This window comes from Micromonospora rosaria (genome assembly GCF_001567585.1).
Classification (GTDB): Bacteria; Actinomycetota; Actinomycetes; order Mycobacteriales; family Micromonosporaceae; genus Micromonospora; species Micromonospora rosaria.
This window is the reverse complement of sequence record NZ_LRQV01000035.1, coordinates 19,800-36,741: the sequence shown is the minus strand read 5'-3', so window position 1 is coordinate 36,741 and position 16,942 is coordinate 19,800. Positions and strand designations below refer to the sequence as shown.

Below are 16,942 nucleotides of genomic sequence, written 5' to 3'. Positions count from 1 at the left end.
TGTCATGCCCTTCCTGGGCCACGGCGGGCGAGCATCGCCCCCGCGCGTGAAAGGACCAAGATGTCTCTTCTCACCGGCATGTCGCGTCGCGCTGCGGCGCTCGCGGGCGCAGCCACGCTCGGCCTCGTGCTGACCGGCTGCTCCGGCGGGACCCCGTCCGCCGGCTCGGAGGCCACGCTCGTGGCCTACACGGGTCAGTCGGGCGACTACCAGATCAACTTCAATCCGTTCTCGCCGTCCCGGATCGGGGGTCTCGGCGCGATCTACGAGACACTCTTCTTCGTCAACAAGGCCAAGGTGTCCGACCTTGTGCCGCTGCTCGGCACGCAGCACTCCTGGAACACCGACGGCACCGTCCTGTCGGTGACCCTGCGCGACGGGGTGACGTGGAGCGACGGTCAGCCCTTCACCGCGAAGGACGTCGTGTTCACCTTCGGCCTGCTGAAGAACAACGCGGCCATCAACAACATCGGGTTCGACGGCACCGCCGCGGCGGTGGACGACACCCACGTCACCTTCACGTTCCAGGCGCCGGCCTTCGTCAAGGGTCCCGACCTGCTCGGTACCGTGCCGATCGTCCCCGAGCACCTGTGGAAGAACACCAGCCCCACCGAGGACGTGGTCGAGAAGCCCATCGGCACCGGCGCCTACCTGGTCAGCGAGTTCAAGCCGCAGGCCTTCACCTACTCGGCGAACTCCAGGTACTGGGGCGGCGAACCGAGGGTCAAGAAGATCCGTTTCGTCGCGCTGTCCGGCAACCAGGCCGGCGCCGACGGCATCGCGGCCGGCACGGTCGACTGGTTCACCGGACCGATCCCCGACATCAAGAACACCAGGAAGAACTTCCCGAACTACGACGCGTACACCCAGTGGCAGAGCCAGATGGTGCTCGCCACGTGCTCCAGCGTGCAGATGGGGTGCACGGGCCCGCAGACCGACCCGGCCGTCCGGCACGCCCTCTACTCCGCCCTCAACCGGACCCAGCTCAACAAGCTGGCGTTCCAGGACACCGCGAGCGCGATCTCCCCCGCCTTCACGCTCACCCCCAGCCAGGACCGCTTCGCCGCCGCCAGCCTCGCGGGGAAGGTGGCGCCGATGACCGCCGAGCCGCAGAAGAGCGCGCAGATCCTGGAGCAGGCCGGCTGGGTCAAGGGCTCCGACGGCATCTACGCCAAGGGCGGCCAGCGGCTGTCCCTGACGGTCGAGGTGGTCACCGGCTGGACGGACTACATCACCGCGATCGACACGATGGCCTCGCAGGCCAAGGCCGCCGGGATCGAGCTGCAGGCCGCCCAGTCCTCGTGGAACGAGTGGACGGAGAAGAAGGGATCCGGCAGGTTCCAGCTGGTCATCGACTCGCTGGGGCAGGGCCCCGCGCCGGACCCGTTCTACCTCTACACCTACTTCTTCGACTCCGGCACCGGGGCCAAGGTGGGCCAGTCCGCCGGCAACAACTTCTCCCGCTACGTCAACCCGCAGGTCGACGCGGCGCTCGACGACCTGGCCGCGCTTCCCCTCGACGACCAGGCGGCCCGGCAGCCGTACTTCGACACCGTCCAGCAGGCGATCGTGCGGGACATGCCGTACGTCCCGGTCCTGACCGGCGGGACGACGAGCGTCTGGAACACCGCGAAGTTCAGCGGCTGGCCCTCCGACCAGGACCTGTACGCCTTCCCGGCGGTGTGGTCGTCCCTCGACGCCGCAGAGATCTTCAAGCGGCTCAAGCCGCAGAGCTGACCGCCCCGGACGCCGCCCCGAGGAAAGAGCGCTGCCGTGAGTTACTTCCTCCGCAAACTGGGTTTCTACGCGGTCGCCCTCTGGGCCGCCCTGACCCTCAACTTCGCCATCCCGCGCCTCCTGCCCGGTGACCCCGTCGACATCCTGCTGGCCAAGCTCCAGCAGCGCGGTGGCACGGTCAGCCCGGAGACGCGCGAGGCGTACGCGCTCCTGCTCGGGGGCGACGACACCGGGCCGCTGTGGAGCCAGTACCTGGACTACCTCAAGAACCTCGCGCGCGGGGACCTCGGGGTCTCGGTGAGCTACTACCCGGCCAAGGTCTCCGACGTGATCCTGTCGTCGCTGCCCTGGACCGTGGTCCTCGTCGGGGTCGCCACCGTCCTCGCCGCGCTGCTCGGGGTGCTCCTCGGCGCGGTCGTGGGGTGGCGCCCCGGCACCTGGCTCGACTCGCTGGTCCCGGCCACGACGCTGTTGGCCGCCATCCCGTACTTCTGGCTCGCCCTGATCCTCACCTACCTGCTGGCCCGGGTGCTCGGCTGGTTGCCGCTGCAGGGCGGCTACGACGTCGCGCTCACCCCCGGCTGGAACACGCCGTTCATCCTCTCGGCGGTGCGGTACGCCACCCTGCCCGCCCTGACCATCGTCCTGGCCTCGGTCGGCGGGTGGCTGCTCGGCATGCGGAACATGATGGTCTCCACCCTGTCCGAGGACTACGTCCTGACGGCGGAGGCCAAGGGCCTGTCACCGAGGAAGATCCGACGCTCCTACGCGGCGCGCAACGCCGTCCTCCCCTCCGTGGCCGGGTTCGCCATCTCCCTCGGATTCGTGGTCTCCGGTTCGGTCATCACGGAGCAGGTCTTCTCCTATCCCGGGATCGGCGGGCGCCTGCTCGGCGCCGTGACGAACAACGACTACGCGCTCATGCAGGGGGTCTTCCTCTTCATCACCCTCGCCGTGCTCGGCGCCAACCTGATCGTCGACCTGCTCTACGGCCTGATCGACCCGCGCACCCGCGCCCGGCACTGACGGGGAAACACCACGATGACGAACCTCACCCCCGCCAGCGCACCGACGGTGGCCGACGCCGCCGACACGCTCACCCCGACGACCGGCCCGACGGGCCGCCCCGCCCGAGCGGGCTGGCGCATGCTGCTGCCCTCCATGACGCCCTGGCTGGCCCTCGGTCTCGTGCTGGTCGTCGGGATCACGCTCTTCGGGATCATCGCCGTCTACCTCGTGGGCGACCCCAAGCAGATCCGGGACCAGGGGCTCACACCGCCGTCGGCGCAGTTCCTGCTCGGCACCACCCAGACCGGGCAGGACGTGCTCGCGCAACTCGCCCACGCCACCCGCGGCTCGTTGCAGATCGGCGTGCTCGTCGGCATCCTCACCACCGCCCTGTCGGCGTTCTTCGGCATCTACGGCGCCTACCGAGGCGGGATCGTCGACGAGGCGTTCTCCCTGCTGTCGAACGTCTTCCTGGTGATCCCCGGCCTGCCCCTGGTCATCGTGATCTCGGGCTTCGTACCGCGCGAGAGCCGTGGCGTGTGGACCATCGTCGTGGTGCTCGCCCTGACGAGCTGGGCCGCGTCGGCGCGGGTGCTGCGCGCCCAGACGCTCTCGGTGCGCAACCGCGACTACGTCGCCGCGTCGAAGGTCGCCGGCGAGAAACCCTGGCGGGTCATCGTCGTGGAGATCCTGCCGAACCTCCTGCCGGTCATCGCGTCCCAGTTCGTGTTCGCGGTCATCGCCGCGATCCTCGGCGAGGCCGGTCTGGCCTTCATCGGCCTCGGCGCCTCGAACTCCGCCACGCTCGGCACGATGCTCTTCTACGCGCAAAACGGGTACGCGCTGTCGCTCGGCGCGTGGTGGTGGTTCGTGCCGCCGGGCCTGATCATCGCGCTTTTCGGCATGGGCCTGTCCCTGGTGAACTTCTCGATCGACGAGATCATCAACCCCAAGCTCAGGAACCTGCGCCGGCACCGCAGGCGCGCGCGGCAGGTCGCGCGCACGCAGCGGGGACCGGCCCGCCGCAGGACCGACGCCCCGGGTGCCGGCTCCCCCGGCGCGAACCTCTCGGAGGAGTCCCCGCGATGAGCACGACGCTCCAGCACGACCACGCCTGCGCCGCCGACGGGTCGAGGGTCGACGCCGTACTGACGGTCGAGAACCTCACCGTCGTGTACGAGGCGGACCCGCCGGTGACCGCCGTCCGGAACGCGAGCCTGACGCTGCACCGGGGGGAGATCCTCGGCCTGGCCGGCGAGTCCGGGTGCGGCAAGACCACCCTGGCGTACGCGATCAACCGGCTGCACCGCCCGCCCGCCCGCATCGCCTCCGGCCGCGTGACGTTCCACGACAGCGCCGGCGAGGACATCGACGTGCTCGCGCTGACCGACGTGGAGCTGCGCGCGTTCCGCTGGGAGAAGCTCTCCATGGTGTTCCAGGGCGCCATGAACGCCCTCAACCCCGTCACGACCGTGCGGGCGCAGCTGCGCGACACCCTGCTGGCCCACCGCCCCGGCCTGCCGCGGGCGCAGGTGCGCGAGCGGTCCGCAGAGGTGCTGCGGCGGGTCGGGGTGGACCCCCGGCGACTGGGCTCCTTCCCGCACGAACTCTCCGGGGGAATGCGGCAACGGGTCATGATCGCGATGGCGATGCTGCTCGAACCGCAGGTCATGATCATGGACGAGCCCACCACGGCGCTGGACGTCGTCGTCCAACGCGAGATCCTGACCGAGATCGTGCGGCTGCGCGACGAGCTGGACTTCGCCGTCATCTTCATCACGCACGACCTGCCGCTGCTGCTGGAGATCAGCGACCGGATCGCCGTCATGCTGGCGGGCGAGATCGTCGAGCTCGGCGCGGCCGACCTGCTGTACCGCCACGCGCGGCATGCGTACACCCGTCGGCTCCTCGGCTCGTTCCCGAGCCTGTCCGGAGCGCGCGGCGCGTTCATCCGCACCGGGGTCGACGAGACCGCCGCACCGGCCGACGGCACCATCGAGGAGCGCGCATGACCCTCGTCCACGTGACCGACCTCGTCAAGGACTACCGGATCCGCACGGGCCTGCGCCGCACGCGGCTGCGCGCCGTCGACCACGTCAGCTTCGACCTGGTCCCCGGGCGTACCGTCGCCCTCGTGGGGGAGTCGGGCTCGGGCAAGTCCACCATCGCCAAGATCCTCACACGGATGGAGAAACCCACCTCCGGCACGGTCGACGTGCGTCTCGACGACGGCACCCCGGTGCAGGGGTCGCTGTACCGGCGGCAGGTGCAGATGGTCTTCCAGGACCCGTTCGCCTCCCTCAACCCCTTCCACTCGATCGAGCACCACATCGCCCGCCCGCTGCGCATCCACCAGCGCACCCACACCGCCGCCGAGACACACCAGCGGGTGCTGGAGATGCTCGAACGGGTCAACCTCACCCCGGCCGAGACCATCGCGCCGCGCCGCCCGCACGAGCTCTCCGGCGGCCAGCGCCAGCGGGTCGCGATCGCCCGCGCGCTGGCCCCGGGAGCACAGGTGCTCGTCGCCGACGAGCCGGTGTCCATGCTGGACGTCTCGATCCGCCTCGGGGTGCTCAACCTCATGGGCCGCCTGCAGCGGGAGGACCGGCTCGCCGTCCTGTACATCACCCACGACCTGGCCACCGCCCGGCACTTCTCGGACGAGATCCTCGTGCTCTACCGAGGTCGCATCGTCGAGCGCGGGCCGTCCGACGCGGTGATCCTCGACCCGCACCACCACTACACCAGGTTGCTGGCGCGCTCGGCACCGGATCCCGAGCGCCGCGACCGGGTCACGGCCGCCGTGACGGTGGACCGCGACGCCATCGACAACAGCGTCTGCTACGACCACCGCACCCGCCGGTGGGAGCAGGCCGGGGTACCGTCGGCCACGGCGACCGACCGGCCCGCCGTGGGCTGATCCGGCAGCCCCCGCGCAGCGTTCCGCATTCGTTTCCGCACCCCGACGGCATGGTGACCCTCCGCGCCGGCCGGTCCGTCACCTTCCGCGTGACGTCGCCGTCCGGCGACCCGCAGGCCTTCGCCGCCGCCGTCCGCTGCGCCAACGCCCTTCTGGACCCGGCAGAGAGGACCCTTCCGTGACCGCCACCCCGGCCCTGCCCGTGAATCGGCTCGCCCGGCCCGCCCACCACGCGTGGCTGGACGCCGAGTGCCGCCGGCTGCTCGCCTTCGGCGCGCGGTCCGCGCTGCCCGACGGCGGCGCCGCCTACCTGGACACGCATGGCGTGCCGGATCCCACGCACGGCGTGCTCACCTGGATCACCGCCCGCACCGCGCACGCGTACTCGCTCGGTGTGCTGCTCGGCGTGCCCGGTAGCGCCCCCGTCGCCGACGCCGCGCTGGCGGGCCTGACCGGTCGGCTGCGCGACGTCGGGCACGGTGGGTGGTTCCACGCGCTCGGACCGGACGGCGTCCCCGACCGCGCCGCCGGCAAGTCCTGCTACAACCACACCTTCGTGCTGCTCGCGGCGTCGTCCGCAGCGCTCGCCCGCCGACCCGGCGGCACCACGCTGCTCGCCGACGCCGCCGACGTCTACCTCGCCCGGTTCTGGGACGACACGGCGGGCCGCCCGCTGGACACCTGGGACGCCGACTTCACCCGCCCCGACGACTACCGCGGCCTCAACGCCACCATGCATGCGGTCGAGGCGATGCTCGCCGTGGCCGACGCCGTCGAGGTGCTCGACGACCCGGTCGAGCCCGCCGTCGGCGGGGGAGCGGCCGTCTGGCGGAACCGGGCCGCGCGGGCGGCCCGGTTCGTCGTCGAACTCGCCGCCGTCCACCACGGGCGTCTGCCGGAACACTTCGGGCCGGACTGGACCCCCGATCTCGGCTTCCACCGCAGCCGACCGGACGACCCGTTCAAGCCGTACGGCGCCACCCCCGGCCACGGTCTGGAGTGGTCGCGGCTGCTGCTGACCGTCGAGGCGGCGGTGGGCGTCGACGACGCCCTCGTCGCGGCGGCGGTGCGGCTGTTCGACCGGGCCGTCGACGACGGCTGGGACGCCGACGGCGCGGAGGGCTTCGTCTACACCACCGACTGGGACGGCACGCCGTTGGTGCGCCAGCGGATGCACTGGGTGGTGGCGGAGGCGATCGCCGCCGCCGCGGCGCTGCACCGGCGCACCGGCGAGCGGCGGTACGCCGACCACTACGCCGCCTGGTGGGACTACGCCGAGCGTCATCTGCTCGACCGCACGGGCGGCTCGTGGTGGCACGAACTCGACCCGCGGAACCTGCCCGCCACGACTGTGTGGCCCGGCAAACCCGACGTCTACCACGCGCTGCAGGCCACGCTGCTGCCGCGGCTGCCGCTCGCGCCCACGCTCGCCCGGGCGCTACGGTCGGGGCTGCTCGCCCCGCCGCCGAAGGACGCCGACGGCCGATGGCGACCGGCATGACCGGGCCGTCGGTGGTGGTGATCGGCGAGACGCTGATCGACGTGCTGCCGGCGGGTCGCGGCGACGGCGTCGATCCCGGCGTACGGGAACTGCCCGGCGGCAGTCCCGCGAACGTGGCACGGCAGCGTGCTCGTCCGCGGCGACGACGTCGTCACCGTGCCGGGCGTGCCGGTGACCGTGGCCGACACGATCGGTGCCGGCGACACCTTCATGGGGGCGCTGATCGACGCGCTCGTGGGTCTCGGGGCGCACGGTCCGGCCGCCCGTGGGGTGCTCGCCGCGCTCAGCGGAAAGGAGCTGCGCCGGGCGGGATCCCGGGCGGCGAGCGCCGCCGCCGTCACGGTGTCCAGGCCGGGTGCCGACCCACCGACGCCGGCCGAGCTCGACGCGGTGGCGCAGGCGGCGACCGGCTGAGGCGGGGCGGCACCACGACGGCTGCGGGTCGGACCGGACCCGCAGCCGTTGCGCCCGGGGGCGCTGTCAGTCCTCGTCGGGCCTCTCCTCGGCCCGCGCTGCCGCGTTGGCGGAGCGCAGCACCCGGGGATGCAGCAGCGCGGACGGGTCGGCCAGGGACGCCGTGGTGCGTACGGTGAAGGTGTGGGTCTCGCCCGCGAGCAGCGAGACGAGCATGTCGTCGACGACCGCGTCGGGGGCCACCTTGTCGGCGAGCAGGGCGAGGTCACGGACGTACGAAGTGGCCCGCACGTCCACCCGGTAGCCGCCGGTCACGGGCGTGACCTCGGCGGTGACGGGCGTCGGGTGGTAGGCGAGGTCGCGGTCCTCGGTGAACTGGTGGTGGACGCGGGCGCCGTCGGCGGCGGCGACCAGGATCTCGCGTGTCGGGTCGGCGGGGGTGCGCAGGTCGTCGGCCAGGTCGAGCAGGGCGACGGACCGGGGCGGGACATCGAGCGGCAGCTCGGCGGTCGCCAGGAGGTCGCCGGCGAGGGTCTGTCGCGTGGCGTGGACCGTGCCCGTCCACGGCTGGTCGTCGTCGTTGACCGCGACCAGGGTGGCTCTGCCCGCGCGGGGCTGCACGGTCAGCAGTCGTGGGGCGAACGCGTGTCTGAGGGCGTAGTAGAGGGGCTTGGGTCGTTCGTCGCTGTCCACGGCGGCCCACGAGGTGACCGGCCAGCAGTCGTTGAGCTGCCAGACGAGGGCTCCGGCCGTTCGTGGCCACCAGGAGCGGAAGTGTTCGACGCCGAACGCCACCGCCCGCGCCTGGTTGAGCTGTGTCGCCCAGTGCCACTGCTCGAAGTCGTCCGGGACGGGCAGGTGGGGTGCGAGACCCCGGTCCAGCTTGCCGTTGCCGTCCCCGGCCTTCTGGTGCAGCAGGAACGCGGGTGAGGTGGGGGTCAGCGGCTGGTCGTGGATCCAGCGGGTGAGGGTCGCCCAGGTGGGTGGGCCCTGGAAGCCGAACTCCGCGCAGAACCGCGGGATGTGGTCACGGTAGTGGGTGTAGTCGAGCATGTTCCAGACGTCCCACTCGTGGCGGGTGCCGTGCTGGGCGTCGTTGGGCGGGAAGTCGCCGGGGCTGTAGGGGCTGCCGGGCGCGTACGGGCGGGTGGGGTCCAGTTCGGTGACGAGGTCGGGCAGCAGGCCGGTGTAGTAGCCGAGCCCCCAGCTGCGTCCGTCGAGGGACTCCCGCCAGCCCTCCCAGTCGGTGTAGGCGGGCAGGTTCTCGTTGTTGCCGTTCCACAGCACGAGCGACGGGCGGGCGACCAGCCGGGTGATGTTCTCCCGCGCCTCGGCCGCGACCTCGCTGCGCAGGGGCTCCTCCTCGGCGTAGAAGGCACACGCGAAGGGGAAGTCCTGCCACACCAGCACGCCCCGCTCGTCGCAGGCGGCGTAGAAGTCGTCGGTCTCGTAGATGCCGCCGCCCCAGATCCGCAGCATGTTCATGTTCGCCCCGACGGCCTGGTCGATCCGGCGGGCGAGCCGCTCGGGGGTGACCCGGGTGAGGAGGTGGTCGTCCGGGATCCAGTTGGCGCCCTTGGCGAAGATCCGGGTGCCGTTGACGACGAAGGTGAAGGGAGTGCCGGTCCCGTCCGGCGCGGTGTCCACGGCGACGGTGCGGAAGCCGATCCGACGCCGGTCGGTGTCCACCGGCTCGCCGTCGGCCAGCAGCGTGACGGTCAACTCGTAGCGCGGCTGCTCACCGTAGCCGACCGGCCACCACAGCCGGGCGTCCGGCACGAGGACGGTGACCTGCGCGGCGTCGCCGGAGACCGGCACCCGTTCCTCGCGGTCGCCGACGGTCACCACCGCGGTGTAGGCGCGGTCCGCGGCCCGATCCACCGCCAGGTGGACGTCCACGCGGCCGGTCCCGTCGGCGTCGACGGTGACGAGCGGGCGCACCCGGGCCAGGCGGGCGGTGTCCCAGCGTTCCAGCCGCACGGGCTTCCAGATGCCGGCGGTCTGCAGGTCCGGACCCCAGTCCCAGCCGAAGGAGCAGGCCATCTTGCGGATCGCGTTGTACGGGTGCGGGTAGGCGCGCTGCCGCCAGCCGAGCCGGGCCTCCAGCCGCTCGGCGTGGCTGAGCGCGGATCCCAGCGTCACGGTCAGGTCGTTGCGGCCCTCCCGCAGCGCCTCGCGGACATCGAACCGGTAGCTGCGGTGCATGTTGGCGGTGTGGCCGAGCACGACGCCGTTGAGCTCGACGGTGGCGATCGTGTCGATGCCGTCGAAGACCAGCTCCACCCGCTCGCCCACCCGGGGCGCGGTCGTCTGGAACGCCGTCGTGTACCGCCAGTCGACGCGGTGCATCCAGGTCAGGGCCGCCTCGTTGCGGTCCAGGTAGGGGTCGGCGATGAGACCGGCGGCCATCAGGTCCAGGTGGGTGCTGCCGGGCACCTGAGCGGGAACGTCCCGCCCGGCGAGGACATCCGGCACGGGGCCACCGATGGCGCGCAGGCGCCAGCCCTCGTGCAAGGTCGAGCGCGTCATGGGACCCTCTTCGTCGTTTGGCGGCAGGGACCGAAGCTGCGGAGGATCCTTACGCAGGTAACCTAATTAAGTCAACGAGTCGGCCGGGCCGGGCGGTCCGGACGGGCCGCGCCCCGGCGCGTGAGCGCTGGTGGGAACCCTCAGTGAAGCCCGGCCGCGCCAGCGGGCGCCGGCCGGGCTTCGCCGTCCGGGCGGGGACGGCCGAGGGTCAGTTCGCTCTGCAGGACGAGGACCGCCCCGCCGATCGCCGCCGCGTCCGAACCGTTGACCGACGGCACGATCCGCACCGGATGCGCCCGCCGGGCGAACATGCGGCGGTCCATCTCCTGCTGGATCATCGTCTGGTAGATCGAGCCGGCCACCGCGAAGCTCGGTCCGGCCAGGACGATCGCATCCACGTCGAACAGGCAGGCCATGGTGACGGCCGCGTGACCGAGATAGCGGGCCGACCGCTCGACGAGGCCCCGCGCGCCGGTGTCACCGGCGTTGGCCGCGGCCGCGATCCGCGCGAACTCGGTGAGGACGTCGGCGGCGGTCGGGTCCAGGCCCAACCGCTGGGCGAGCCCGGGTGTCGCCAGGGCCTGCCGGACCAGGGCCGACGGGCCGGCGTAGTTCTCCAGGCAGCCGACGTTGCCGCAGGGGCACTCGTCGCCGTTGACGTCCATCGAGATGTGGCCGATCTCCACGGCGTTCGACGAACTTCCCCGATACACCGCACCGGCGACCACGACGCCGCCGCCGATTCCGGTGGCCATGTAGATGCAGCCGTAGGTGCTGCGGGGGTCCACCGCACCCATCCAGTACTCGCCGACCGCGGCCGCCGCCGCGTCGTTGTCGAGGAGGACGGGCAGCCCGAGGGTCTCCGTCAGCCGCCGCGTGACCGGGTAGTTGAGCCACTCGTCGGTCGGCTGCGGCGTCAACAACACACCCGCGCGCCGGTCCTGTGGACCGTAACTGACCAGGCCGACCCCCAACACCCTGTCGCGCTCCACGCCCGCCGTGGCCAGCAACGTGTCCACCTGTGCGGCCACCAGCGGCAGCGCCCGCTCCGGCGGCATCGCCACGCCCTGGAACGACGTCCGGGCCACCTGTCGGCCCGCCAGGTCGACGACCACGACAACGCACGTGTTGCGTTCGAGTTGCACCCCGACGCTGTAGCGGGCCAGCGGATTGAGCTGCACCATGGTGCGTGGCTTGCCACCCGTCGGTGCACCCCGGCCGGCCTCGACCACCAGGCCGTCACCCATCAGCTCACGCACGACCTCGGAGATCGTCGCGCCCGTCAGGCCCGTCGCCGCCGCGAGTTCGACCCGGCTGATGCTGCGCGCCGCCCTGATGACGTCCAGCACCAGGCCGCGGGTCTTCGGTCGGCTGGCCCAGATCGGGCTGCTCGCCACGGTCCCTCCCGGTGTTCGCCCCGTCGCCAGGCTACTTCACCTACGGCGACACCATTCAGCCGCGATCACGCCCGCGAGCGGGCGCGACGCCGCAGCGTATTGACTTTCGTAACCTGCCTAATTAAGGATGTGTGCAGCGCTCCCATCGATCTCTCACGATCTCGAGGAGATCACATGAAACATCGTCGTGCCCTGCTGGCCGCCAACGTCACCGGCGTGCTGATGCTGGGTGGCATGGTGACGGCCGGCCTCCCCGCCGCGGCGGCCTCGACCGGCTGCGCGGTCACCTACACCGTGCAGAGCCAGTGGCCGGGCGGGTTCACCGCCAACGTCGCTGTCACCAACCTCGGCGACGCGCTGACGAGCTGGACGCTGACCTTCGACTTCCCCCACGCGAGCCAGAAGGTGACCCAGGGCTGGAGCGCCACCTGGACCCAGGCCGGCACCCGGGTGTCGGCCGCCAGCATGAGCTGGAACGGAGCACTGGGCACCGGCGGCGCGACCTCGATCGGCTTCGGCGGCTCGTGGAGCGGCGCGAACCCGGTGCCCACGTCGTTCGCCCTCAACGGCACTACCTGCACCGGGTCGGTGACCACACCCACCCCGGGCCCGACCACCACCGGTCCGACCACACCGCCGCCCAGCGGACCGGCGCCGGAACTCCGTGCGTCCGGCAACAAGATCCTCACCGGCGCCGGCGAGCCGTACCGGCTGTTGGGCGTGAGCCGGTCCAGCGGAGAGTTCGCCTGCGTGCAGGGCAAGGGCCTGTGGGACTCCGGGCCGGTCGACCAGGCCTCGGTCGACGCGATGAAGACCTGGAACATCCACGCCGTGCGCGTCCCGCTGAACGAGGAATGCTGGCTCGGCCTCAACGGCTCACCCAGCGGCCCCGCCTACCAACAGGGCGTCAAGGACTACGTGAACCTGCTCGTCGCCAACGGCATCAACGTCATCCTCGACCTGCACTGGACCTGGGGCGCCTACCCCGACAGCCCGGACTGGCACTGCAAGGACGAGCACGCCACCTGCCAGAAGCCCATGCCGGACGCGCGGTACGCCCCCCAGTTCTGGACCGGTGTCGCCACCGCGTTCAAGGGCAACGACGCGGTCGTGTTCGACCTGTTCAACGAGCCGTACCCGGACATGCCCGCCGGCTGGGACAAGACCCTGGGCTGGCAGTGCCTTCGCGACGGCGGCACCTGCGCCGGACTGCCCTACGAGGTGGCCGGCATGCAGGACCTCGTCGACGCGGTCCGCGCCACCGGCGCCACCAACCTGCTCATGGTCGGTGGCCTGGAATGGACCAACGACATGCGGGAATGGCTGACCTACAAGCCGAACGACCCACTGAACAACATCGCCGCGTCGTGGCACGCGTACAGCTTCAACGCCTGCGCCAGCGAGTCCTGCTGGGACAGCCAGATCGCCCCGCTGGCGCAGCAGGTGCCCGTCGTGCTCGGCGAGTTCGGCCAGGACGACTGCGGCTTCGACTACATGCAGCGGCTGGTGAACTGGGCCGACGCGCACGACCTGAGTTACCTGGCCTGGACCTGGAACCCGTGGGGCTGCACCAGCGGTGCCGTGCTCATCAAGGACTGGGCCGGCACACCGGAGGCCGGCGTCGGCGAGGGCTTCAAGGCCCACCTGCTGACCCAGACCCCGTACCTCTAGACGCCCTCTCGGCCGGTCAGCGTTCGCGGACGCTGACCGGCCGACGGCCCACCCACCCGGACCTGAGGGGAAGACATGCGGTTGTTCCTGTCGACGGCGCTCGTGGAGGTCGGCGATGTCTGACCTTCCGCCGCGGGTGTTGTTCGGTGCGGCGTACTACCACGAGTACCAGCCGTACGAGCGGCTCAAGACCGACCTCGACCTGATGGCCGCGGCCGGCTTCACCGTCATCCGGGTCGGTGAGTCGGTCTGGTCGACGTGGGAGCCGGAGGACGGCCGATTCGACCTCGACTGGCTCCAGCCGGTCCTTGACGGCGCCCACGAACGCGGGATCAGCGTGGTCCTCGGCACCCCGACGTACTCGGTGCCCCCGTGGCTGGCCCGCCGCTACCCCGAGATCGCCGGGGAGCTCCGTACGGGTGAACGGATGGGGTGGGGCGGCCGGCAGGAGGCGGACTACACCCACGCCGCCTTCCTGTTCCACGCCGAGCGGGTGACCCGCGCGGTCGTCGCCCGCTACGCCGACCATCCGGCCGTCATCGGGTTCCAGGTCGACAACGAACCGGGCCTGTGGCTGTTCCGCAACCACGGCGTCTTCCAACGATTCGTCGACGACCTGCGCCGCACGTACGGCAGCGTCGAGGCCCTCAACCGGGAGTGGGGTCTGGTCTTCTGGTCGAACCGGCTGTCGACCTGGGCCGACCTGTGGCGGCCGGAGGGCAACACCCATCCGCAGTACTCGCTGGCGTGGCGGCGCTTCCAGGCGCGGCTGACCACGGAGTTCATCGCCTGGCAGGCCGGCATCGTGCGCGAGTACGCCAGCCCGCGACAGTTCGTCACCACGTGCATCGACTACGGGCGACCGGCCGTCGAGGACGACGAGCTGGCCGCCCGGCTCGACGTGACCGCGGGCAACGCCTACTACGAGCCGCAGGAGGCGCTGACGCTTCCCGACACCCGCACGCCGCCGCCGGACCGGGTGGGCGACGGGGCCTGGACGATCCACCAGCACGCCGACCGGATGTGGAGCTCGCGCCAGGAACCCTTCCTGGTCACCGAGACCAACGCCAACCACCGGATCGCCCCGCACAGCCGCCCCGCCTACGACGGGCAGTGGCGGCAGGCCGCCTGGGCCCTCGTCAGTCGCGGCGCGCAGATGATCGAATACTGGCACTGGCACACCATCCACGCCGGCGCGGAGACCAGCTGGGGCGGGATCATCCCGCACAGCGGTCGACCCGGACGCGCCTACCGGGAGATCGCCCGCATCGGCCAGGAACTCGGCACCGCCGGCGACCTCGTCGCCGGGCTGACCCCCGGCGCCGACGTCACCCTGCTCCACTCCTTGCCCACTCGGTGGCTGATGCAGGAACACCCGCCGCTGGCCCGGCGGGACGGCAGCGGCGACACCGACTCCTACCACGCGTTCTTCGACGCCTTCCACCGTGGGGCGTTCGACGCCCGGCTGCAGACCCGCATCGTCCACGTCAGCCAGCTCGTGACCCAGCCCGTGGAGCAGGCCGTCGCGGGCCACCCGGTGCTCGTGGTGCCCGGACTCTACGTCGCCGAGGACGCCACCCTGGACTGGCTGAAGGCGTACGCGCAGGCCGGCGGGCACCTGGTGGTCGGTCCGCGCACCGGCTACAGCGACGGCGAGACACGGGCCCGCGTCGACGTGCAGCCCGGACGCCTCGCCGAGGCCGCCGGAGCGTGGTACGAGGAGTCCGCCAACCTGCTGGACGAGGTGCCGGTGACCGCGCGGGACGCCGGACTGACCTTGCCGGGGCGGCCCGCCGCGACCCGCTGGCTGGACGCGCTGATCGCTGAGGACGCCACCGTGCTGGCCGGCTACGACCACCCGCACTTCGGGCGGTGGGCGGCCGTCACCACCAGGGTGGCCGGACGCGGACGGGTCACGTGCGTCGGGGCGCTGCCCAACGTCGACCTGGCCCGGGGCATCATGCGCTGGCTGCTCGCCGGGCGGTCAGACCAGTGGTACGCCATGCCCGACTCCGTGACCAGCACGGGAGCGACCGCCCGCACCGGGCAGCGGTTACGTTTTCTGCACAACTGGTCGTTCACCCCGGTGGACGTCCGGGTCCCGGTCGCGGTCACCGACGTGCTCGACGCCACCTCGTACGCCCCGGGCGACGAGCTGCCGCTGGGACCGTGGGACGTGCGCGTCCTCGTCGAAAACTGACCGGTCCTGCGGACCGGTCAGCGACGTGATGGCGCACGAGCGTTGCAGCAGGGGCCGGGGCCCCGGGTCTGAGGATCACGGTGGCCTTCGTGTACGTGCCGCGCTGGTCGCCACGTGGACGCCCAGTGAGCCCAGCAGTACGGTGACGGCCGCGCCGATCGAGGCGAGACGCCGCAGGCCCGGACTGCACGCCGGTGATGCCGCCGTTGTAGTTCAGCCGCCACTGCTGGTTGGCCGCGCCGGTGCAGGACCAGATGACTGTGTCAAGAAACTGCGGCGCGGTTCTCCGCCTGGCCGGGTGCCCGGAAGGCGGACGTCAGCGGCCGAGAATGCGGTGCTGGAGGGCGATGACGGCGGCGCCGCGGGCCCACTCGCTGAAGGTGAAGGGCTTGACCACCACGTCGACGGGCGTCGAGGTCCAGTGGGTGTGGGCGGTGAGCGCGGCGTCGAACGCCTCGGCGCACACGTCGTACATCGCCACCGCCTCGCCGGACAGGATGACCAGCTGCACCCCGGTGATGTTCGCGACCGTGGCGACCACCTGCCCGAGGGCGTGGCCGGCGTCCTCGAAGATGCGCCGGGCCGCCGGCTGGCCCTCCGCCGCCAGCGCCAGGCACGCCTCGAACGTCAGGTCCGAACGGTCGAGGGTGCTCGCGACGGCCCGCCGGACCGCCGCCGAGCTGGCGTAGGCCCGAGCGCAGCCGCGATGGCCCAGCTCGCACAGTGGCCCGTTGTCGTGGATCGACAGGTGGCCCACCAGGCCGGTTCCCCGGCCGGCGGCACTGACGAGACGGCCGCCGATCACCAGGCCGCAACCGAGGCCGGCACCCACCGTGACCAGTGCGAACGAGTGGCGCCCCACGCCGGCGCCGAACCACTGCTGGGCGGCGGTCAGCGCCCGTACGTCGTTCTCCACCACCACCGGCAGGCCCGTGGCCGCCGCGACGAGGTCGCCCAGGGGCACATCGCGCCAGCCCAGGAACGGAGAGGTGGGCACGACCGGGTCTCCTCCGGAGGCCGTGCCCGCCAGGCTTATCCCGAGGGCCGCGGGTGGCTGCCCCGACCCGGTCAGGTCACGCACGGCCTCGCCGATACGGGTCACCACGTCGTCGACGGCGTGGCTGAGCAGGGGGCGGCGCAGCTCGTGCTGAATCTCGGCGCGAAGATCGGTGCGGACCGCGAACAGCTCGTCCTCGGTCAGCTTGACTCCGAGCAACGCCGCCCGGGCCGGATCGACCGCCAGTGGCTGCGAGGGACGACCCATCATGCTGCGGTCGCCGCTCGGCTGGTGGAGCAGGTAACCGTTCTGTAGCAACGGTTTGGTCAGCTTCGTCACGGCGGACGGCGAGAGGTCCAACCGGCGTGCCGCCTCCGCCCGTGACAACGGCCCGTGTACGAGCAGCTCCACGAAAACCGATCGCATGCCCTCGGTCAGATGCGCATCGGATAGCACGCTGGACATCGTGGACAAATTTGTTGATGATGTCAAGGAATGGGCCTGGCTGCCCCATCCGTCGGCGGGTGCTCTACCGGATCTGGTGCACGGAGGACGTGGTGTCGCT

12 protein-coding genes are annotated in these 16,942 nt (G+C 71.7%); 9 read left to right on the top strand and 3 right to left on the bottom strand.

The window, feature by feature from the left end:
• Nucleotides 1–60: 60 nt before the first annotated feature.
• The 7 genes from AWW66_RS12320 to AWW66_RS12290 all read left to right on the top strand — a co-directional run bounded on the left by AWW66_RS12320 (nucleotide 61) and on the right by AWW66_RS12290 (nucleotide 7,583).
• Nucleotides 61–1,737: an ABC transporter substrate-binding protein gene (locus AWW66_RS12320; RefSeq protein WP_083978427.1), complete on the top strand. Its 1,677-nt coding sequence runs from the start codon at nucleotides 61–63 to the stop codon at nucleotides 1,735–1,737.
• Between the two features lie 36 nt (nucleotides 1,738–1,773).
• On the top strand, nucleotides 1,774–2,763 hold the full coding sequence (locus AWW66_RS12315) for an ABC transporter permease (protein WP_067364489.1): 990 nt from the start codon (nucleotides 1,774–1,776) through the stop codon (nucleotides 2,761–2,763).
• A 15-nt stretch (nucleotides 2,764–2,778) separates the two neighbouring features.
• Nucleotides 2,779–3,834 carry an ABC transporter permease gene (locus AWW66_RS12310; protein ID WP_067364486.1) on the top strand — a complete coding sequence of 352 codons (1,056 nt, stop codon included), beginning with the start codon at nucleotides 2,779–2,781 and terminating at the stop codon, nucleotides 3,832–3,834.
• Nucleotides 3,831–4,757 carry an ABC transporter ATP-binding protein gene (locus AWW66_RS12305; protein ID WP_067364483.1) on the top strand — a complete coding sequence of 309 codons (927 nt, stop codon included), beginning with the start codon at nucleotides 3,831–3,833 and terminating at the stop codon, nucleotides 4,755–4,757. Before AWW66_RS12310 ends, AWW66_RS12305 begins: the two co-directional genes overlap by 4 nt.
• Nucleotides 4,754–5,668 carry an ABC transporter ATP-binding protein gene (locus tag AWW66_RS12300; RefSeq protein WP_067364480.1) on the top strand — a complete coding sequence of 305 codons (915 nt, stop codon included), beginning with the start codon at nucleotides 4,754–4,756 and terminating at the stop codon, nucleotides 5,666–5,668. The genes AWW66_RS12305 and AWW66_RS12300 overlap by 4 nt, the downstream gene beginning before the upstream one ends.
• A gap of 178 nt (nucleotides 5,669–5,846) precedes the next feature.
• The gene (locus tag AWW66_RS12295) at nucleotides 5,847–7,169 is read left to right on the top strand and encodes an AGE family epimerase/isomerase (protein WP_083978425.1); all 1,323 of its coding nucleotides are present in this window, start codon (nucleotides 5,847–5,849) and stop codon (nucleotides 7,167–7,169) included.
• A 126-nt stretch (nucleotides 7,170–7,295) separates the two neighbouring features.
• On the top strand, nucleotides 7,296–7,583 hold the full coding sequence (locus AWW66_RS12290) for a PfkB family carbohydrate kinase (protein ID WP_067364477.1): 288 nt from the start codon (nucleotides 7,296–7,298) through the stop codon (nucleotides 7,581–7,583).
• Nucleotides 7,584–7,649: 66 nt separating this feature from the next.
• On the opposite strand, the gene AWW66_RS12285 is transcribed toward AWW66_RS12290, so the two are convergent.
• Nucleotides 7,650–10,112: a glycoside hydrolase family 2 protein gene (locus AWW66_RS12285; protein WP_067364474.1), complete on the bottom strand. Its 2,463-nt coding sequence runs from the start codon at nucleotides 10,110–10,112 to the stop codon at nucleotides 7,650–7,652.
• A 140-nt stretch (nucleotides 10,113–10,252) separates the two neighbouring features.
• Complete coding sequence (locus tag AWW66_RS12280; protein WP_067364471.1) at nucleotides 10,253–11,509, bottom strand: ROK family transcriptional regulator; 1,257 nt, start codon at nucleotides 11,507–11,509, stop codon at nucleotides 10,253–10,255.
• Between the two features lie 174 nt (nucleotides 11,510–11,683).
• Between AWW66_RS12280 and AWW66_RS12275 the strand changes: the two genes are divergently transcribed.
• Together AWW66_RS12275 and AWW66_RS12270 are read left to right on the top strand one after the other, a co-directional pair.
• Nucleotides 11,684–13,180 carry a cellulase family glycosylhydrolase gene (locus tag AWW66_RS12275; RefSeq protein ID WP_067364468.1) on the top strand — a complete coding sequence of 499 codons (1,497 nt, stop codon included), beginning with the start codon at nucleotides 11,684–11,686 and terminating at the stop codon, nucleotides 13,178–13,180.
• A gap of 115 nt (nucleotides 13,181–13,295) precedes the next feature.
• Nucleotides 13,296–15,380, top strand: coding sequence for a beta-galactosidase (locus tag AWW66_RS12270; RefSeq protein ID WP_067364465.1), 2,085 nt, complete (start codon nucleotides 13,296–13,298; stop codon nucleotides 15,378–15,380).
• 316 nt (nucleotides 15,381–15,696) lie between these two features.
• Here AWW66_RS12270 and AWW66_RS12265 read toward each other — a convergent pair whose 3' ends face one another.
• The gene (locus AWW66_RS12265) at nucleotides 15,697–16,842 is read right to left on the bottom strand and encodes an ROK family transcriptional regulator (protein WP_067364462.1); all 1,146 of its coding nucleotides are present in this window, start codon (nucleotides 16,840–16,842) and stop codon (nucleotides 15,697–15,699) included.
• Nucleotides 16,843–16,942 lie beyond the last annotated feature (100 nt).

Bases quoted from the DNA above. Each gene is read 5' to 3' on its own strand.
- AWW66_RS12320 (WP_083978427.1), top strand. From the start codon at position 61: ATGTCTCTTCTCACCGGCATGTCGCGTCGCGCTGCGGCGCTCGCGGGC.
- AWW66_RS12310 (WP_067364486.1), top strand. From the start codon at position 2,779: ATGACGAACCTCACCCCCGCCAGCGCACCGACGGTGGCCGACGCCGCC.
- AWW66_RS12305 (WP_067364483.1), top strand. From the start codon at position 3,831: ATGAGCACGACGCTCCAGCACGACCACGCCTGCGCCGCCGACGGGTCG.
- AWW66_RS12300 (WP_067364480.1), top strand. From the start codon at position 4,754: ATGACCCTCGTCCACGTGACCGACCTCGTCAAGGACTACCGGATCCGC.
- AWW66_RS12285 (WP_067364474.1), bottom strand. From the start codon at position 10,112: ATGACGCGCTCGACCTTGCACGAGGGCTGGCGCCTGCGCGCCATCGGT.
- AWW66_RS12275 (WP_067364468.1), top strand. From the start codon at position 11,684: ATGAAACATCGTCGTGCCCTGCTGGCCGCCAACGTCACCGGCGTGCTG.
- AWW66_RS12270 (WP_067364465.1), top strand. From the start codon at position 13,296: ATGTCTGACCTTCCGCCGCGGGTGTTGTTCGGTGCGGCGTACTACCAC.
- AWW66_RS12265 (WP_067364462.1), bottom strand. From the start codon at position 16,842: ATGTCCAGCGTGCTATCCGATGCGCATCTGACCGAGGGCATGCGATCG.